Consider the following 16,245-nt stretch of genomic DNA (forward strand, 5'->3'; position numbering starts at 1 on the left):
CAATTTTTTATTTATATTTTATATCTCATGGAGAGAAGTATGTTCCGTTTAAATCCAGTGGTTCGTGGGGGCCTCTGCGCGTCTGCTCTCACCTTAAGTTTTCCAATCCTTGCTGACGAAATTGAAAAACAGTCTGAAGAAACCATGGTGGTGACCGCCTCTGCCACTGAAGTGAATCTGAAAGATGCGCCTGCCAGTATCAGCGTGATTACTGCCGAAGATATCAAACGTAAGCCGGTACAGAATTTACGTGATGTGCTGCGTGAAGTGCCGGGCGTTCAGCTGACCAACGAAGGTGATAATCGTAAGGGGATTAGCCTGCGCGGCCTCGACAGCAGCTATACGCTGATTCTGATTGATGGCAAGCGCGTTAACTCGCGTAATGCAGTATTCCGCCACAACGATTTTGATCTTAACTGGATTCCGGCCGACGCCATCGAGCGCATCGAAGTGGTACGTGGGCCGATGTCATCGTTATATGGCTCCGATGCGCTGGGTGGCGTGGTCAATATTATCACCCGCAAAGTGGGAAAGGCCTGGCACGGCACGCTAAGTGCAGACACCACTGTGCAGGAGAATCGCGACCGTGGCGACAGCTATAACGGCAACTTCTTTGCCACCGGCCCACTGGTTGACGACCTGCTCGGCGTCAAAGTATTTGGCGGCGGCGGCAAGCGTGAGAAAGATAAACAGCAGCCCTCTGACAGCGCCAGCAGCGGTTTATCGCCGCGTATCGAAGGCAACACCCTGCGCAACGGCAGTATAGAATTTGCCCTGACGCCGACTGACAATCAGGATATGAATTTCGGCTACGGTTTTAACCGTCAGGACCGTAATTCAGATTCGCTGGATAAAAACCGCCTTGAGCGCCAGAACTACTCGATTGATCATAATGGCCGCTGGGATTTCGGTAATACCGAACTGCGTTTTTACGGTGACAAAGTCGATAACTTCACCACCAGCAAAATCACCTCACAAAATAACTCGCTGGATGGCAAACTGATTCTGCCGCTGGGCGATATCAATCAGTTAGTCACCTTTGGCGGTGAGTGGCGTCACGATAAGCTCAGCGATCCGGTTAATCTGACCGGCGGATCCAGCAGCAAAGTTTCAGCCAGCCAGTACGCGCTGTTCGTTGAAGATGAATGGCGGATGCTGGATTCGCTGGCGATGACCGCTGGCGTGCGCATGGACGATCATGAAACTTATGGCGATCACTGGAGCCCGCGCGTCTATCTGGTCTACAACGCCACCGATACCGTTACGGTGAAAGGCGGCTGGGCAAACGCGTTTAAAGCACCGTCTTTATTACAGCTTAGCCCGGACTGGCAGACCAACTCCTGTCGCGGTGGCTGTTCGATTGTCGGTAGCCCGGATCTGAAGCCGGAAACCAGCGAAAGTTTCGAACTGGGCCTCTACTATGCCGGTGATGAAGGCTGGCTGGATGGCATTACCGGCAGCATCACCGCTTTCCAGAATAACGTCGACGATATGATTAATATTGCGCGTACTGCCGATCGCGATCTGGCGAAAAGCTATGCCAACTATGTCGGTGAAAAAGACGGGAAACCGGTGTTCCGTTATTACAATGTCAATAAAGCGCGGATTAACGGGATTGAAACTGAGTTGAAGGTGCCGTTTGACGACCAGTGGAAGCTGACGTTGAATTATACCTATTCCGACGGGCGCGATTTAAGTAATGGCGGTAATAAACCGTTGAAAGAGATGCCACTGCACACCGCCAACAGCACGCTGGACTGGGCACCGCTACAGGACTGGTCATTCTATTTGCAGGCTAACTATTCAGGTGAGCGTCGCACGCTGAACAATGACGACGCGACGCCGGGTGGTTATGTGCTGTGGAATACCGGTGCATCCTGGCAGGCGACGAAAGCAGTGAAATTGCGGGCGGGGGGTATTAAACCTGACCGATAAAGATCTGAATCGCGATGATTACAGTTACAACGAAGATGGCCGCCGTTACTTCCTGGCGATGGACTATTCGTTCTGATGAAAAAAACGGGAGCCGAAAACGGCTCCTGTAAATAATTTCTGACGCCGAATTTCGCCGCCTCTTTTAACGATTCCCACGATCCCGTCAGGCAAATAAATGCCTGGCGTGGAAACGCAGATGATCCTCAATAAAACTGGCGATAAAGAAATAGCTGTGGTCGTAACCCGGCTGAATACGCACGGTTAACGGCCAGCCAGCTTCTTTCGCGGCTTCCTCTAAACGCTCAGGTTGTAACTGATCGGCAAGAAATTGATCGCTGTCACCCTGATCGATCAAAATCGGCAGTGTTTCGCGCGCCTGACGCATCAGCCAGCAGCTGTCATACTCACGCCACGCCAGCTTATCGTCGCCGAGATAGCTGCTGAACGCCTTTTGTCCCCAGGGAACGTAGCACGGGTTAACAATCGGCGCGAACGCCGACGCTGAGGTAAATTTCCCTGGATTGCGCAACGCCAGCATAATCGCACCGTGACCGCCCATCGAGTGACCGGCAATCGCCTGACGATCGCTGACGTTGAAATTATCCGCGATCAGCGCCGGCAGCTCTTCATTGATGTAATCATACATACGAAAATGCTGATTCCACGGTGCCTGAGTGGCATTCAGATAGAAACCGGCACCCTGGCCCAGATCGTAACCGTCATCATTTGGCACCGCTTCACCACGCGGACTGGTATCTGGCATCACCAGAATCAGCCCCAGCTCGGCGGCAATACGCTGCGCGCCGGATTTGGTGGTGAAGTTCTCATCGGTGCAGGTCAGTCCGGCAAGAAAGTACACCACCGGCGGCGGCGATTCCTGCTTCGGGCCTGGCAAAAAAATGCTAAAGGTCATCGAACAATTCAGCGTTGATGACGGATGGCGATAGCGCTGCTGCCAGCCGCCAAACATGCGATGCTCTTCCAGTAACTCCAGCGTGGATGGCATTAATCCTCCTGATTACTTATTAAAGTGCACCACGGTACGAATCGATTTGCCTTCGTGCATCAGATCAAATGCGTCGTTAATCTGCTCCAGCGGCATGGTATGGGTAATAAAATCGTTAAGCTGGAACTCGCCGTCCATATAACGCTGAACGATACCCGGTAGTTCTGTACGACCTTTGACGCCACCAAAGGCGGAACCGCGCCATACGCGACCGGTAACCAGCTGGAATGGACGAGTGGAGATCTCTTCGCCCGCGCCAGCCACACCAATAATTACCGATTCACCCCAGCCTTTATGACAACATTCCAGTGCGGAGCGCATCACATTGACGTTGCCGATACACTCGAACGAGAAGTCGACGCCGCCATCGGTCAGTTCAACAATCACATCCTGAATCGGCTTATCGTAATCTTTCGGGTTAATCACCTCGGTCGCGCCCAGTTTGGTCGCCAGATCGAACTTGCTGGTATTGATATCGATAGCAATAATGCGACCGGCTTTCGCCATCTGTGCACCAATAATTGCCGAAAGACCGATGCCGCCGAGGCCGAAAATCGCCACGGTATCGCCTTCTTTCACTTTCGCGGTATTCATCACTGCACCCATACCGGTAGTGACGCCACAGCCCAGCAGGCAAACTTCTTCCAGCGGTGCTTCTTTACTGATTTTCGCCAGCGAGATTTCCGGCAGCACGGTGTATTCAGAGAAGGTCGAGGTGCCCATGTAGTGGAAAATTGGCTGACCGTCTTTAAAGAAGCGTGTGGTGCCGTCCGGCATCAAACCTTTACCCTGGGTCGCACGAATGGCCTGACACAGGTTTGTTTTGCCGGAAAGACAGAATTTACATTCGCCACATTCCGGAGTGTAAAGCGGGATGACATGATCGCCGACCGCCACGCTGGTTACGCCTTCGCCAACCGCTTCAACAATGCCGCCGCCTTCATGACCAAGGATCGCCGGGAACACGCCTTCCGGATCTTTGCCGGAAAGGGTATAGGCATCAGTATGGCAAACACCGGTGGCGACGATGCGCACCAGTACTTCACCTTTTTGTGGTGGCATCAGATCCACTTCTTCAATTTTCAGTGGTTCGCCAGCGGCCCAGGCAACGGCGGCGCGAGTTTTGATCATTTCCACGGTATCTTCCTCTGTTTAAAATTGCTCCAGGCTAGCGTTCTGTTAGTACCTGGTGTTATTGCGTAAATTTTGTGCTCTGGTAAGTATGGACCAGATTCACGGGTTCTCGGGTTTGTCATCAAATTGTTCAATAATCAGGTATTTCAGTGCTTCCACATTCGGCGTAAACGCATCGCGTCGCCAGATAAGCCAGGTGGCGCTATCGCGATACAGCGGCGGTAACGGATGCACTTTCACTCGTTCCTGGCCTGGCATCTGACGCAGTACGGAGAGTGGGATCATCGCCAGGCCGGCACCGCTGGCGACGCAGGCCATCATGCCGTGATAAGACTGAATCTCCATAATATTGCCGTGCTGCACGCCGCTTTCACGAAACCACGACTCAAAGCGCAGGCGATAGGAGCAGCTGGGGCGGAAGGCAAACAGCGTATCGTCACTGGCATCTGCGGCGCTGTGGATATCGGCATGCTCGGGACTGGAGATCAGCACCATCTGTTCACGAAATGAGATACAGCCATTCAGTTCGTCATACGGCACCGGGCCATCAACCAGCGCAGCGGCCAGCGTTCCGGCGCGCACGCGTTCGATAATTTCGCCGGAAGTACCGGTAATCAGCGATAGCGCCACCGCCGGAAAGCGTTGATGATAAGCTGCCAGCAGTGCGGGCAGGCGAGTGGCGGCGGTGCTCTCCATCGAGCCGAGGGCAAAATTACCGGCAGGCTCGCCGGTACGCGTCATACTCAGCGCTTCCTCACTCAGGGCCAGAATGCGCTGGGCATAACAGAGAAAGTTATGGCCCATTGGCGACAGGCGCAGCCGCTGCTTTTCGCGGATAAACAGGTCGGTACCCAGTTCCTGCTCCAGCTGGCGCAGGCGAGTTGTCAGATTGGACGGCACGCGATGCAACTGCTCAGCAGCACGCGCAACCGAACCGGTTTCGGCGACAGAACAAAACATACGTAACTGGGTTAAATCCATCCGTTCACTTCCCGTAAGCAACTTGCTTATGATTATTCACTTTCCGTGAGTTTAACCAGCGCGCATGATACTGGCAACCGTTATGATGCGTTGGCAGCAAAATGATTCGAATAATGCCCGCGCTACAGTAGAAAAAATTCAGGAGATTGATATGGCACTGCGCGTCGCGTTAAGCGCATTTTTATCGCTGGTGGTGGCAATGGGCATTGGCCGCTTTGCTTTCACCCCACAAGTTCCGCTGATGATTAACGAACATCAGCTGACATTAACCAGCGCCGGACTGGTGGCCGCACTTAATTACCTCGGTTATCTGTGCGGCTCTTTCGATGCGATGCGCGCCAGCCGCAGGGTAGAGTGGCGGCTTAAGGCGGGAGTCTGGGGAGCAGTGATTCTGACCTTGCTTTCCGCCTGCGTTGACGGCCCGTGGTGGCACGGCATCCTGCGGTTTTTAATTGGCTGGGCCAGCGGCTGGGCGATGGTGCTGGTGGCGGCGTGGAGCAATGAACAGCTGCTGCACCACGGCCGTCCCGGCCTGTCGGCGGCGGTATTTGCCGGGCCGGGCACCGGAATCTTTATCAGTGGAATGCTGGCAGTATTGCTGCATGCCTTCAATGTCAGCGCCGCTTTTGCCTGGGCCGCTTATGGTCTGCTGGCGCTGGTGCTGATTACGTTAATTGCGGCGAACCTGCCGCGCAGCGGCCAGCTGCATCGTCCGGAGACCGCGCCGCAGCCGCTGTTACTGACGCCAGCGCTGAAACGGCTGGTGCTGAGTTACAGTCTGGCAGGCTTTGGCTATATCCTGCCGGCGACATTTTTATCGCAGATGGCAGCCGCACGTTTTCCTGACAGCGCTTTTGCGCAGTTTGTCTGGCCCATTTTTGGCGGTGCAGCGGTAGTAGGGATCGGGCTTGGCATCATAACCCGTCGCTACTCATCGACTCACCGGCGTCTGGCGTTGACGCTATGGGCGCAGGCGCTGGGGGTATTTGCCGCTGATATTATTCCAGGCATGAGCGGGCTGGTGATTGGCGCAGTGCTGGTCGGCGGCGGCTTCCTCTGTGTGGTTCAGCTGTCATTACAGTACGGCCGCGAACTGGCGCCAGAACATGCGCGTTATCTGGCGGGTTTACTGACGACCGGCTATGCCATTGGACAACTGGTTGGGCCGGTGCTGTCAGCGCTCTCCACCCAGCTGACGCACCGGCTGGAACCGGCGCTGTACGTGGCAGGAACTGGGCTGGCAATCGCCGGAATGCTGGTATTTCGCAAAGGTAAATGAAACACTTTCACCGCCATTTAAATTGATTCACTGGATAAACCTCGCGGAGTGTTCCAGAATACGCGCTCAGAAACCTGTCCGTCTGATGAATTGCTGCATTGGTCGGGTGAATCACCTGCTGGAGAAAACAATAAAATGGCTACGTTAAGTCAGGAAGCTGCCCTGGTTCATGAAGCGCTACTCGCGCGTGGACTGGAAACCCCATTACGCTCGCCAGCGCGTGAATTGGACGACGAAGCGCGTAAGCACCTGATTACCGGTCATATGACTGAAATCATGAAGTTGCTGAATCTGGATCTGGAAGATGACAGCCTGGCGGAAACGCCGCATCGCATCGCTAAGATGTATGTCGATGAAGTATTTTCCGGCCTCGATTACGCCAACTTCCCAAAAATTACCGTGATTGAAAACAAAATGAAGGTGGATGAGATGGTGACGGTGCGTGACATCACCCTGACCAGCACCTGTGAACACCATTTTGTGATTATCGACGGTAAAGCGACCGTGGCGTATATCCCGAAAGAGAAAGTGATTGGCCTGTCGAAGATCAACCGCATTGTGCAGTTCTTCGCCTCGCGCCCGCAGGTGCAGGAGCGCCTGACGCAGCAGATTTTAGTCGCGCTGCAAACCCTGCTCGGCACCAGTAACGTCGCGGTATCCATTGACGCGGTGCACTACTGCGTTAAAGCGCGCGGCATTCGTGACGCAACCAGTGCGACCACCACCACCTCACTGGGTGGTCTGTTTAAGTCCAGCCAGAATACCCGCCAGGAATTTCTGCGCGCGGTGCGTCACAGCTGATCAGCGATTGCTCTTCCCTGACTGCGGGGAAGAGCGTTAATTTCTTTACGGGAAGCCTGAATGCAACGCAATATCACGCTGGACTTTATTCGTGGTCTCGCCGTTCTCGGTATCCTGTTGCTGAACATTTATGGCTTTGGTCTTCCCTCGGCTGCTTATCTTAATCCCGCCTGGCAAGGGGTGCCCCCCGGACGTGAGATCTGGACCTGGGCCACGCTCGATCTGCTGGCGCAAATCAAATTCCTGACGCTGTTCGCCTTGCTGTTTGGTGCCGGGCTGCAAATGCTGTTGCCGCGCGGCAAGCGCTGGTTGCAATCCCGCCTGACGTGGCTGGCTATTTTCGGTTTTATTCACGCGGTTTTTTTCTGGGAAGGCGATATCCTGCTGGATTATGGCATCGTAGGCCTGATTGCCCGGCGAATGATCCGCGACGTTCCTTCTACCCGTTCGCTGTTTAATACCGGTGTGATGCTGTATCTGGTCGGCGTGGCGGTGCTGGTGGTATTCAGTATGATCTCCAGCGGTGAGGCCAACAGTTCCTGGCTGCCCGGTATTGCCGATCTGCAATATGAATCATTCTGGAAGCTGGCAGGCGGCTGGGAAGCGGTGCAGAATCGTCTCGATCATCTCTCATCGAGCCTGCTGGCGCTCGGCGCGCAATATGGCTGGCAGCTGGCCGGACTGATGATGATTGGCAGCGCATTAATGCGTAACGGCTGGCTGAAAGGCGAGTTCAGCGCCCGGCATTACCGCCGCACGGCATGGCTACTGATTGGCATCGCCTTTCTGATTCAGATTCCGGGTATTTTTCTGCAGTGGTATTTACGCTGGGATTTTCGCTGGACCGGCTTCTTGCTGCAGGTTCCACGCGATTTAGCCGCGCCGTTGCAGGCCATCGGTTATGCTGCGCTCTGTTTTGGTTACTGGCCGTTACTGGCAAAACTGAAAATCACCCGGGCTATCTGTTGCGTCGGCCGTATGGCGCTGACTAACTATCTGCTTCAAACTCTGATCTGCACCACGCTGTTCTATCGCTTTGGCTGGTTTATGCAGCTGGATCGCCTGCAATTACTGGCAATAGTGCCGGCGGTATGGGCGATCAATATTCTCTTCTCACTATGCTGGCTGCGTCTGTTCCGTCAGGGGCCGATGGAGTGGCTATGGCGTCAGCTGACCAGGCTGGCCGCCGGTAAACCCGCAGACAGTTCCCGCGCCGGATAATGACCGCCATCACAAAGGTTGCACAATTGTATGTAACCGTTTTCATCAGTGTGACCTGATTCACGCTGTTAACCGTTAACGCCTGACAAAATAGCCGACAGAAACACTTCAGATGTCGGAAAGAGCGATGCGATCAACTATTTTCAGGGTCAGGCGTTCATGATAACAATCCGTGATGTGGCACGTCTTGCTGGCGTTTCCGTGGCAACGGTTTCCCGCGTGCTGAATAACAACTGTGTGGTGACCGCAGAAACGCGTGAAAACGTGTTACACGCTGTCGAATCATTGGGTTACCGGCCAAATGCTAATGCTCAGGCGCTGGCGACCCAGGTCAGTGACACCATTGGCGTAGTGGTGATGGACGTTTCCGATCCTTTTTTTGGTGCGCTGGTCAAAGCGGTCGATACCGTGGCGCAGCAGATGAACAAACATGTGCTGATCAGTAACTCATGGCATCAGGAAGCGAAAGAGCGTCACGCGATTGAAGTGCTGATTCGCCAACGCTGTAACGCGTTAATCGTTCACGCAAAAATGTTGTCAGATCGGGAGCTGGCCGATTTTATGGATCAGGTACCCGGCATGGTGCTGGTAAATCGTATTGTGGCGGGCTATGCCCATCGCTGCGTCTGTCTGGATAACGTCAGCGGCGCGCTGATGGCGACGCGGATGTTGCAGCAGCAGGGGCACACGCGCATTGGCTATCTCAGCTCTTGTCATCCGATTGAGGACGTCGTACAGCGGCGTGACGGCTGGCAGCAGGCGCTGGCCGAGCAGGGCATTGTGCCAGCGGAAGGATGGATCGCCAGCGGCGAAGCCGATTTACAAGGTGGCGAGGCGGCAATGGTCGAGTTGCTGGGGCGTAATCAGCACCTTAGCGCGGTATTCGCCTATAACGACAGTATGGCAGCCGGTGCGCTAACCGCATTGAAAGATAACGGAATCCTCGTCCCGCAGCAGGTTTCAATTATCGGATTTGATGATATTCCTGTCTCGCGTTATACCGATCCGCAACTGACGACGGTGCGCTATCCTATTGTTTCTATGGCGAAACTTGCTACCGAGCTGGCACTTAAAGGTGCAGCGGGTCAGCTCGATCACACTGCTCAGCATTGTTTTATGCCGACGCTGGTACGCCGCCATTCGGTAGCGCAGCGGCAAACTGTGGAGCCGGTCACTAATTGAAGCGATTTCCTCATGTAACCGTTTTCAATTTGTGAGTAAATTCACAGTTAATTAACATCGCGCTCTCTATGATGACAGCGCAATGCAGGGGCTGAAACATAATGTAACGCGTTAATCATTCCAGCCACTGCGTCCAAATCTTTAGCAAAACAGTTCTGAATATCTATTACAGGAAGCATTACCGAATAAGGAAGTCAGGCTTGTGTTAACACGCCGATGGCTTTGCGTACCTGTTAATCACACCTACGCGTCGCCGATGGTTAATTACCGATTGTTTTAATCTGATCGCCTTAAGGTGACAGGCCAAAACGAAGAAATACCCTGCCAAAACCCGGAGATAATATGAATAAGAAGGTTTTTACGCTTACAGCCTTGGTAGCCAGTATGATGTTTGGTGCAACGGCACATGCAGCGGATACGCGCATTGGCGTCACTATCTACAAATATGACGATAACTTTATGTCTGTAGTGCGCAAAGCTATCGAAAAAGAAGCAAAAAATAGCCCGGACGTTCAGCTGTTAATGAATGACTCGCAGAATAGCCAGTCAACGCAAAACGACCAGGTAGACGTGCTAATGGCGAAGGGCGTAAAAGCGCTGGCGATTAACCTGGTTGACCCGGCGGCGGCGGCAGTTATTATCGATAAAGCCCGTTCAAACGATGTCCCTATTGTGTTCTTTAACAAAGAACCGACCGCCAAAGCGCTGGCCAGTTACGACAAAGCTTATTATGTCGGAACCGATTCGAAAGAGTCTGGCGTGAAGCAGGGTGAACTGATCGAGAAACACTGGAAAGCCAATCCAAACTGGGATCTGAATAAAGATGGTCAGATTCAGTTCGTGCTGCTGAAAGGCGAGCCGGGCCACCCGGATGCAGAAGCACGTACTAAGTATGTTATTGATACGCTGAATAAAGACGGCCTGAAAACTCAGCAGCTGCACTTGGATACCGCGATGTGGGATACCGCTCAGGCAAAAGATAAAATGGATGCCTGGTTATCCGGCCCGAACGGCAACAAAATTGAAGTGGTCATTGCCAACAACGACGCAATGGCGATGGGCGCAGTCGAAGCGCTGAAGGCACATAATAAATCCTCAATCCCGGTATTTGGTGTTGATGCGCTGCCAGAAGCGCTGGCGATGGTGAAATCTGGGGCGATGGCCGGTACCGTACTGAACGATGCGGATAACCAGGCGAAAGCGACCTTTGAGATGGCGAAAAACCTTGCGGCCGGCAAGCCTGCTGCCGAAGGGACTAACTATAAACTGGAAAACAAAATCGTCCGCGTACCTTATGTGGCGGTGGATAAAGATAACCTGTCTCAGTTCGTGAAATAAAATACCCGGGCGCAGAGTCATTCTGCGCCCATGCATGACTCTTTCAGCCAGGTAAATTATGGCCAGTGATAAAACCATACCGCAGCGTGAATTCCTGCTGGAAATGAGCAATATTAATAAATCATTTCCTGGCGTGAAGGCACTAGACAACGTTAATTTAAAAGTTCGGCCGCACTCTATTCATGCTTTGATGGGCGAAAACGGTGCGGGTAAATCGACGTTATTAAAATGCCTGTTTGGCATTTATAAAAAAGACTCGGGGAGCATCCTGTTTCAGGGTGAGGAAATCGATTTTAAAAGCTCCAAAGAGGCGCTGGAAAACGGCGTGTCGATGGTGCATCAGGAACTGAATCTGGTATTACAGCGTACGGTAATGGATAACATGTGGCTTGGCCGTTATCCACGTAAAGGGCTGTTTGTCGATCAGGATAAAATGTATCGCGATACCAAAGCGATATTTGATGAATTAGATATTGATATCGATCCGCGTGACAAAGTGGCGACGCTTTCTGTTTCACAGATGCAAATGATCGAAATCGCCAAAGCGTTCTCTTATAACGCCAAAATCGTCATTATGGACGAGCCAACCTCTTCGTTAACGGAAAAAGAGGTAAACCATCTGTTTACCATTATCCGTAAATTAAAAGATCGCGGCTGCGGTATTGTCTATATTTCGCACAAAATGGAAGAGATTTTCCAGCTATGTGATGAGATAACCATTCTGCGCGATGGTCAGTGGATTGCCACCCAGTCGCTGGAAGGGCTGGATATGAACAAGATCATTGCGATGATGGTCGGACGTTCGCTGAACCAGCGTTTCCCGGATAAAGCCAACGTGCCGGGTGAAGTGATACTCGAAGTGCGTAATTTAACCTCGCGCAGCCAGCCTTCAATTCGCGATATCTCCTTTGATTTGCATAAAGGTGAAATCCTGGGTATCGCCGGGCTGGTGGGGGCAAAACGTACCGATATCGTCGAGACGTTATTTGGTATTCGTGATAAATCCGGCGGCACCATTAAGCTGCATGGCAAAGCGATTAATAATCACAGCGCCAACGAAGCGATTAATCACGGCTTTGCACTGGTCACCGAAGAGCGCCGCTCAACCGGGATCTATGCTTATCTGGATATCGGTTTCAACTCGCTGATTTCCAATATTCGTAAATATAAAAACAGCATTGGCCTGCTGGATAACCGCCGGATGAAAAGTGATACCCAGTGGGTGATCGATTCAATGCGGGTAAAAACACCGGGGCACCACACGTCTATCGGTTCGTTGTCTGGGGGTAATCAGCAAAAAGTGATTATCGGTCGTTGGTTGCTCACCCAGCCTGAGATATTGATGCTGGATGAGCCGACACGCGGTATTGACGTTGGGGCTAAGTTTGAGATTTATCAGCTGATTGCTGAACTGGCGAAGAAAGAGAAGGGAATTATTATCATCTCCTCCGAAATGCCGGAGCTGTTGGGGATTACCGACCGGATACTGGTAATGAGTAATGGCCTGGTTGCAGGCATTGTCGAAACCAAAACTACCACGCAGAACGAAATATTGCGTTTAGCGTCGTTACACCTTTAATGATGTAAGGGCTGTTACCATGAAAGCTGTTAATAAGAAAAATGCGCTCACCTGGTTAAAAGAAGGCGGTATTTACGTCGTCTTGCTGGTTCTGTTGGCAATCATAATTTTCCAGGATCCAACGTTCCTCAGTTTAATGAACCTGAGTAATATTCTGACCCAATCCTCAGTACGCGTGATTATTGCACTGGGCGTGGCGGGGCTGATTGTCACCCAGGGTACTGACCTCTCGGCAGGGCGTCAGGTTGGCCTTGCCGCGGTGGTTGCGGCTACCATGCTGCAGTCAATGGACAACGTCAATAAGGTATTCCCGGGCATCGGAACCATTCCGATTCCGCTGGTTATCCTGACGGTGTGTCTTATCGGTGCCTTTATTGGTCTGATCAACGGTATTATTATTGCTTACCTGAAGGTCACGCCATTTATTACCACTTTGGGTACCATGATTATTGTCTATGGCGTTAACTCGCTGTATTACGATTATGTTGGTGCCTCACCGATTGCCGGCTTCGATTCGGGCTTTTCTACCTTTGCTCAGGGCTTCCTGCGCTTCGGTGATTTTAAGCTCTCTTACATTACCTTCTATGCGATTATTGCGATTATATTCGTCTGGATTCTGTGGAATAAAACGCGCTTCGGTAAGAACATTTTTGCTATCGGCGGTAACCCGGAAGCGGCGAAAGTCTCCGGTGTTAACGTGTCGCTTAACCTGATTATGATCTATGCGCTGTCCGGGGTGTTTTATGCCTTCGGTGGGTTGCTGGAAGCTGGACGTATCGGCAGTGCCACCAACAACCTCGGCTTTATGTACGAGCTGGATGCGATTGCCGCCTGCGTGGTGGGGGGCGTTTCCTTTGCCGGGGGGGTGGGTACGGTAGCGGGAGTGGTGACCGGGGTGATTATCTTTACGGTGATTAACTACGGTTTGACTTATATCGGCGTTAACCCTTACTGGCAGTACATAATTAAGGGCGGCATCATTATTTTCGCGGTGGCACTGGATTCACTGAAGTACTCACGTAAGAAATAGTGATTGCTGGAGTTTAAAACGGGAGCCATTTTCGGCTCCCGTTTTAAGGGTATACAAGATGCAAATCCCCTGATCCACCCGGCTAACTTTCCGCCGTTATTTCTTTTCCCGCTTTTGCTGCAACTCCAGTAGCTGTTCCGGCGAAACGGCCGGATAACTTTGCGCGTTTTCCGGCACTTCATGCACCGCCGGAATCGGCACCAGCGGCCCGAGAAAACGCGGCTCGCGCTTCATCAGATAGAGATCCGCCAGTGCGCCGAGCCGTGCACCCACTTCACGAAAACGAATTGTCAGCATATTTTTTGGTGACGGCACCGCATAACACTGCGCCTGAATGCCCATATGCAGGGCAATAAACAGCGCGCGTTCACAGTGGAAGCGCTGGGTAATAATGATGAAATCGTTGGTATCAAACACTTTGCGCGTGCGCACAATCGAATCCAGCGTGCGGAAGCCGGCAAAGTCGAGCACGATATCAGAAGGGGGGACGCCAGCGGCAATCAGATCGCGCCGCATCGTCATCGGTTCGTTATAGCTTTGCAGTGCATTGTCGCCGCTTAACAGCAGATAATTCACCTTGCCGCTGTTGTAAGCGTTGATCGCACCCTGCATTCGATAACGGTAGTACTGATTGACCCCGCCGGTGCGGTAGTACTTGGCGGTTCCTAATACCACACCAACCTGACGATGGGGCAGTGAAGTCAAATCGTCATAAACATAGGGCGCGGTCTTCCAGCTAATCCAGCGATCGAGGCCGAGCGCGGTCACTACCATCAGAACCACGATGATAATCAGACCATATATCAAGCGTTTCAACATGCTCAGGGGCGCTCAGTCGGGCAGGTAACAGGATAATTTAAGGCTACTTGAGCCGCTGCTGTGAAGCAAGCACAGCAGCGTTCAGTCGCCGCATTTTTACCCATATTCGGGCGCAAACGCCCGATGCATGAGATTATATTGAGGTGCGGCGGTAATTACGGTACTGCGGAAGCCAGAAGTTGTTAGCGATCGACTTCGACAGCACATCTTCCGAAGTGACTACCGCAACACCAGCCAGCTGCGCTGCTTTACCTACTGCCATGGCGATCAGTTTCGACACGCCCTGGATATCTTTGATTTCCGGCAGTACTGCACCAACGCCTTCATTCGCCAGTGGCGAACAGTCAGCCAGCGTGCGGCTTGCCGCCATCAGCATGCTGTCAGTGACGCGGCTTGCGCCGGAAGCGATCACGCCAAGGCCGATGCCAGGGAAGATATAGGAGTTATTACACTGCGCAATCGGATAGGTTACCCCTTTCCAGCTGACCGGTGAGAATGGGCTGCCGGTCGCCACCAGCGCTGCACCATCGGTCCAGGCGAGAATATCCTGCGGCGTGGCTTCAACACGTGAGGTTGGATTGGACAGCGGCATAACAATCGGACGCGGGCAGTGTTTGTGCATTTCACGAATAATTTCTTCACTGAACAGGCCAGGCTGTCCGGAAACGCCAATCAGGATATCCGGCCGCGTGTTGCGCACCACATCCAGCAGCGACAGCGAGTCAGTGCTGACATCCCAGCCGCTGAGATTTTCACTTTTCTGCACCAGTTTGCTCTGGAAGTTCAGCAGGTTTGGCAGTTTATCGGTCAGCAGGCCAAAGCGGTCGACCATAAAGACGCGGGCGCGGGCTTCTTCGTCGCTCAGGCCTTCAGATTTCATCTGGGCGATAATTTGCTCGGCAATACCGCAACCGGCGGAACCGGCACCGAGGAATACCACATTCTGATCGCGCAATTTGCTGCCGGCTGCGCGGCTGGCGGCAATCAGCGTACCCAGCGTGACCGCAGCGGTACCCTGAATATCGTCGTTGAAGCAGCAGACTTCATCACGATAGCGTTCCAGCAACGGCATGGCATTTTTCTGAGCAAAATCCTCAAACTGCAACAGCACATTTGGCCAGCGGCTTTTCACTGCATTAATAAATTCGTTAACGAAAGCATCATACTCTTCACCGGTGATGCGCGGATGACGCCAGCCCATATACAGTGGATCATTTAACAGCTGCTGGTTATTAGTACCGACATCCAGGACTACCGGCAGGGTGTAGGCCGGGCTGATGCCGCCACAGGCGGTGTACAGTGACAGTTTACCAATGGGAATGCCCATGCCGCCGATACCCTGGTCGCCAAGACCGAGAATACGTTCGCCGTCAGTCACCACGATGACTTTTACGTTTTGTTTAGTGGCGTTCTGCAGCATATCTTCGATATTGGCGCGGTTCGGGTAGGAGATAAACAGACCGCGGGCGCGACGATAGATTTCGGAGAAGTGTTCACAAGCGGCGCCGACCGTCGGGGTATAGATAATCGGCATCATCTCTTCGAGATGATTATCCAGCAGGCGGTAGAACAGAGTTTCGTTGGTGTCCTGAATATTGCGCAGATAGACGTGTTTATCGTTATTGTTTTTGAAGTCATGAAACTGGCGCCAGGCACGTTCGGCCTGTTCTTCAATCGTTTCCACGGTTTCTGGTAACAGGCCGCGAAGGTTGAAATCATTACGTTCTTCGATTGAGAAGGCGCTGCCTTTATTCAGCAGTGGAAATTCCAACAGAATAGGTCCGGCGTAGGGAATATATAACGGTCTTTTACTCTCGTACTCGAGTTCCATTTTAAAAATAGCCTCTGGCTCAATGATATTGTGTGCCCATGATCCTATGAAAAAAAGCGCAGAAGTACAGCTTTTGTTAATAATTGATAACAAAAGCTGCGAACTTCAT

General features: G+C 52.5%; 12 protein-coding genes and 1 pseudogene. 8 read left to right on the plus strand and 5 right to left on the minus strand.

Going from position 1 to position 16,245, the window contains the following annotated elements; all coding sequences use genetic code 11:
- Nucleotides 1-39: 39 nt before the first annotated feature.
- Nucleotides 40-2,011, plus strand: a pseudogene (cirA, locus tag ACP3TC_RS07005) (catecholate siderophore receptor CirA).
- Between the two features lie 87 nt (nucleotides 2,012-2,098).
- Here the strand turns inward: cirA and fghA are convergent.
- The 3 genes from fghA to ptrR form a co-directional block, all read right to left on the minus strand.
- Nucleotides 2,099-2,941 (minus strand): S-formylglutathione hydrolase, encoded by an 843-nt coding sequence (fghA, locus tag ACP3TC_RS07010; RefSeq protein ID WP_313852782.1) that lies wholly within the window; start codon nucleotides 2,939-2,941, stop codon nucleotides 2,099-2,101.
- Nucleotides 2,942-2,953: 12 nt separating this feature from the next.
- Nucleotides 2,954-4,078, minus strand: coding sequence for an S-(hydroxymethyl)glutathione dehydrogenase/class III alcohol dehydrogenase (locus tag ACP3TC_RS07015; protein WP_313852781.1), 1,125 nt, complete (start codon nucleotides 4,076-4,078; stop codon nucleotides 2,954-2,956).
- Nucleotides 4,079-4,174: 96 nt separating this feature from the next.
- Nucleotides 4,175-5,056, minus strand: a complete 882-nt coding sequence (gene ptrR / locus ACP3TC_RS07020) for a putrescine utilization regulator PtrR (RefSeq protein WP_313852780.1) — start codon at nucleotides 5,054-5,056, stop codon at nucleotides 4,175-4,177.
- Between the two features lie 151 nt (nucleotides 5,057-5,207).
- Between ptrR and ACP3TC_RS07025 the strand changes: the two genes are divergently transcribed.
- The 7 genes from ACP3TC_RS07025 to mglC all read left to right on the plus strand — a co-directional run bounded on the left by ACP3TC_RS07025 (nucleotide 5,208) and on the right by mglC (nucleotide 13,486).
- Entirely contained in the window at nucleotides 5,208-6,335 is a 1,128-nt protein-coding gene (locus tag ACP3TC_RS07025) for a YbfB/YjiJ family MFS transporter (protein ID WP_313857763.1), read from the plus strand.
- Nucleotides 6,336-6,470: 135 nt separating this feature from the next.
- Nucleotides 6,471-7,136, plus strand: coding sequence for a GTP cyclohydrolase I FolE (folE, locus tag ACP3TC_RS07030; RefSeq protein ID WP_313852779.1), 666 nt, complete (start codon nucleotides 6,471-6,473; stop codon nucleotides 7,134-7,136).
- A 60-nt stretch (nucleotides 7,137-7,196) separates the two neighbouring features.
- Complete coding sequence (gene yeiB / locus ACP3TC_RS07035) at nucleotides 7,197-8,357, plus strand: DUF418 domain-containing protein YeiB (protein ID WP_426817843.1); 1,161 nt, start codon at nucleotides 7,197-7,199, stop codon at nucleotides 8,355-8,357.
- 159 nt (nucleotides 8,358-8,516) lie between these two features.
- A complete protein-coding gene (gene galS / locus ACP3TC_RS07040; protein ID WP_426817844.1) occupies nucleotides 8,517-9,539 on the plus strand; it encodes an HTH-type transcriptional regulator GalS in 1,023 nt (340 codons plus the stop codon).
- A gap of 342 nt (nucleotides 9,540-9,881) precedes the next feature.
- Nucleotides 9,882-10,877, plus strand: a complete 996-nt coding sequence (gene mglB / locus ACP3TC_RS07045; RefSeq protein ID WP_313852774.1) for a galactose/glucose ABC transporter substrate-binding protein MglB — start codon at nucleotides 9,882-9,884, stop codon at nucleotides 10,875-10,877.
- 58 nt (nucleotides 10,878-10,935) lie between these two features.
- Nucleotides 10,936-12,456, plus strand: a complete 1,521-nt coding sequence (mglA, locus tag ACP3TC_RS07050) for a galactose/methyl galactoside ABC transporter ATP-binding protein MglA (RefSeq protein WP_313852773.1) — start codon at nucleotides 10,936-10,938, stop codon at nucleotides 12,454-12,456.
- A gap of 19 nt (nucleotides 12,457-12,475) precedes the next feature.
- Entirely contained in the window at nucleotides 12,476-13,486 is a 1,011-nt protein-coding gene (gene mglC / locus ACP3TC_RS07055) for a galactose/methyl galactoside ABC transporter permease MglC (RefSeq protein ID WP_313852772.1), read from the plus strand.
- A gap of 96 nt (nucleotides 13,487-13,582) precedes the next feature.
- Here the strand turns inward: mglC and sanA are convergent, their stop codons facing one another.
- Together sanA and ACP3TC_RS07065 are read right to left on the minus strand one after the other, a co-directional pair.
- A complete protein-coding gene (gene sanA / locus ACP3TC_RS07060) occupies nucleotides 13,583-14,305 on the minus strand; it encodes an outer membrane permeability protein SanA (RefSeq protein ID WP_426817845.1) in 723 nt (240 codons plus the stop codon).
- A 133-nt stretch (nucleotides 14,306-14,438) separates the two neighbouring features.
- Nucleotides 14,439-16,136, minus strand: a complete 1,698-nt coding sequence (locus ACP3TC_RS07065) for an NAD-dependent malic enzyme (RefSeq protein WP_313852770.1) — start codon at nucleotides 16,134-16,136, stop codon at nucleotides 14,439-14,441.
- Between the last annotated feature and the right edge of the window lie 109 nt (nucleotides 16,137-16,245).

The organism is Winslowiella sp. 2C04 (assembly GCF_050037805.1).
Taxonomy (GTDB): Bacteria; Pseudomonadota; Gammaproteobacteria; order Enterobacterales; family Enterobacteriaceae; genus Erwinia; species Erwinia toletana_A.

Bases quoted from the DNA above. Each gene is read 5' to 3' on its own strand.
- yeiB (WP_426817843.1), top strand. From the start codon at position 7,197: ATGCAACGCAATATCACGCTGGACTTTATTCGTGGTCTCGCCGTTCTC.
- mglA (WP_313852773.1), top strand. From the start codon at position 10,936: ATGGCCAGTGATAAAACCATACCGCAGCGTGAATTCCTGCTGGAAATG.
- galS (WP_426817844.1), top strand. From the start codon at position 8,517: ATGATAACAATCCGTGATGTGGCACGTCTTGCTGGCGTTTCCGTGGCA.
- mglB (WP_313852774.1), top strand. From the start codon at position 9,882: ATGAATAAGAAGGTTTTTACGCTTACAGCCTTGGTAGCCAGTATGATG.
- folE (WP_313852779.1), top strand. From the start codon at position 6,471: ATGGCTACGTTAAGTCAGGAAGCTGCCCTGGTTCATGAAGCGCTACTC.
- fghA (WP_313852782.1), bottom strand. From the start codon at position 2,941: ATGCCATCCACGCTGGAGTTACTGGAAGAGCATCGCATGTTTGGCGGC.
- ACP3TC_RS07065 (WP_313852770.1), bottom strand. From the start codon at position 16,136: ATGGAACTCGAGTACGAGAGTAAAAGACCGTTATATATTCCCTACGCC.
- sanA (WP_426817845.1), bottom strand. From the start codon at position 14,305: ATGTTGAAACGCTTGATATATGGTCTGATTATCATCGTGGTTCTGATG.
- ptrR (WP_313852780.1), bottom strand. From the start codon at position 5,056: ATGGATTTAACCCAGTTACGTATGTTTTGTTCTGTCGCCGAAACCGGT.
- ACP3TC_RS07025 (WP_313857763.1), top strand. From the start codon at position 5,208: ATGGCACTGCGCGTCGCGTTAAGCGCATTTTTATCGCTGGTGGTGGCA.
- mglC (WP_313852772.1), top strand. From the start codon at position 12,476: ATGAAAGCTGTTAATAAGAAAAATGCGCTCACCTGGTTAAAAGAAGGC.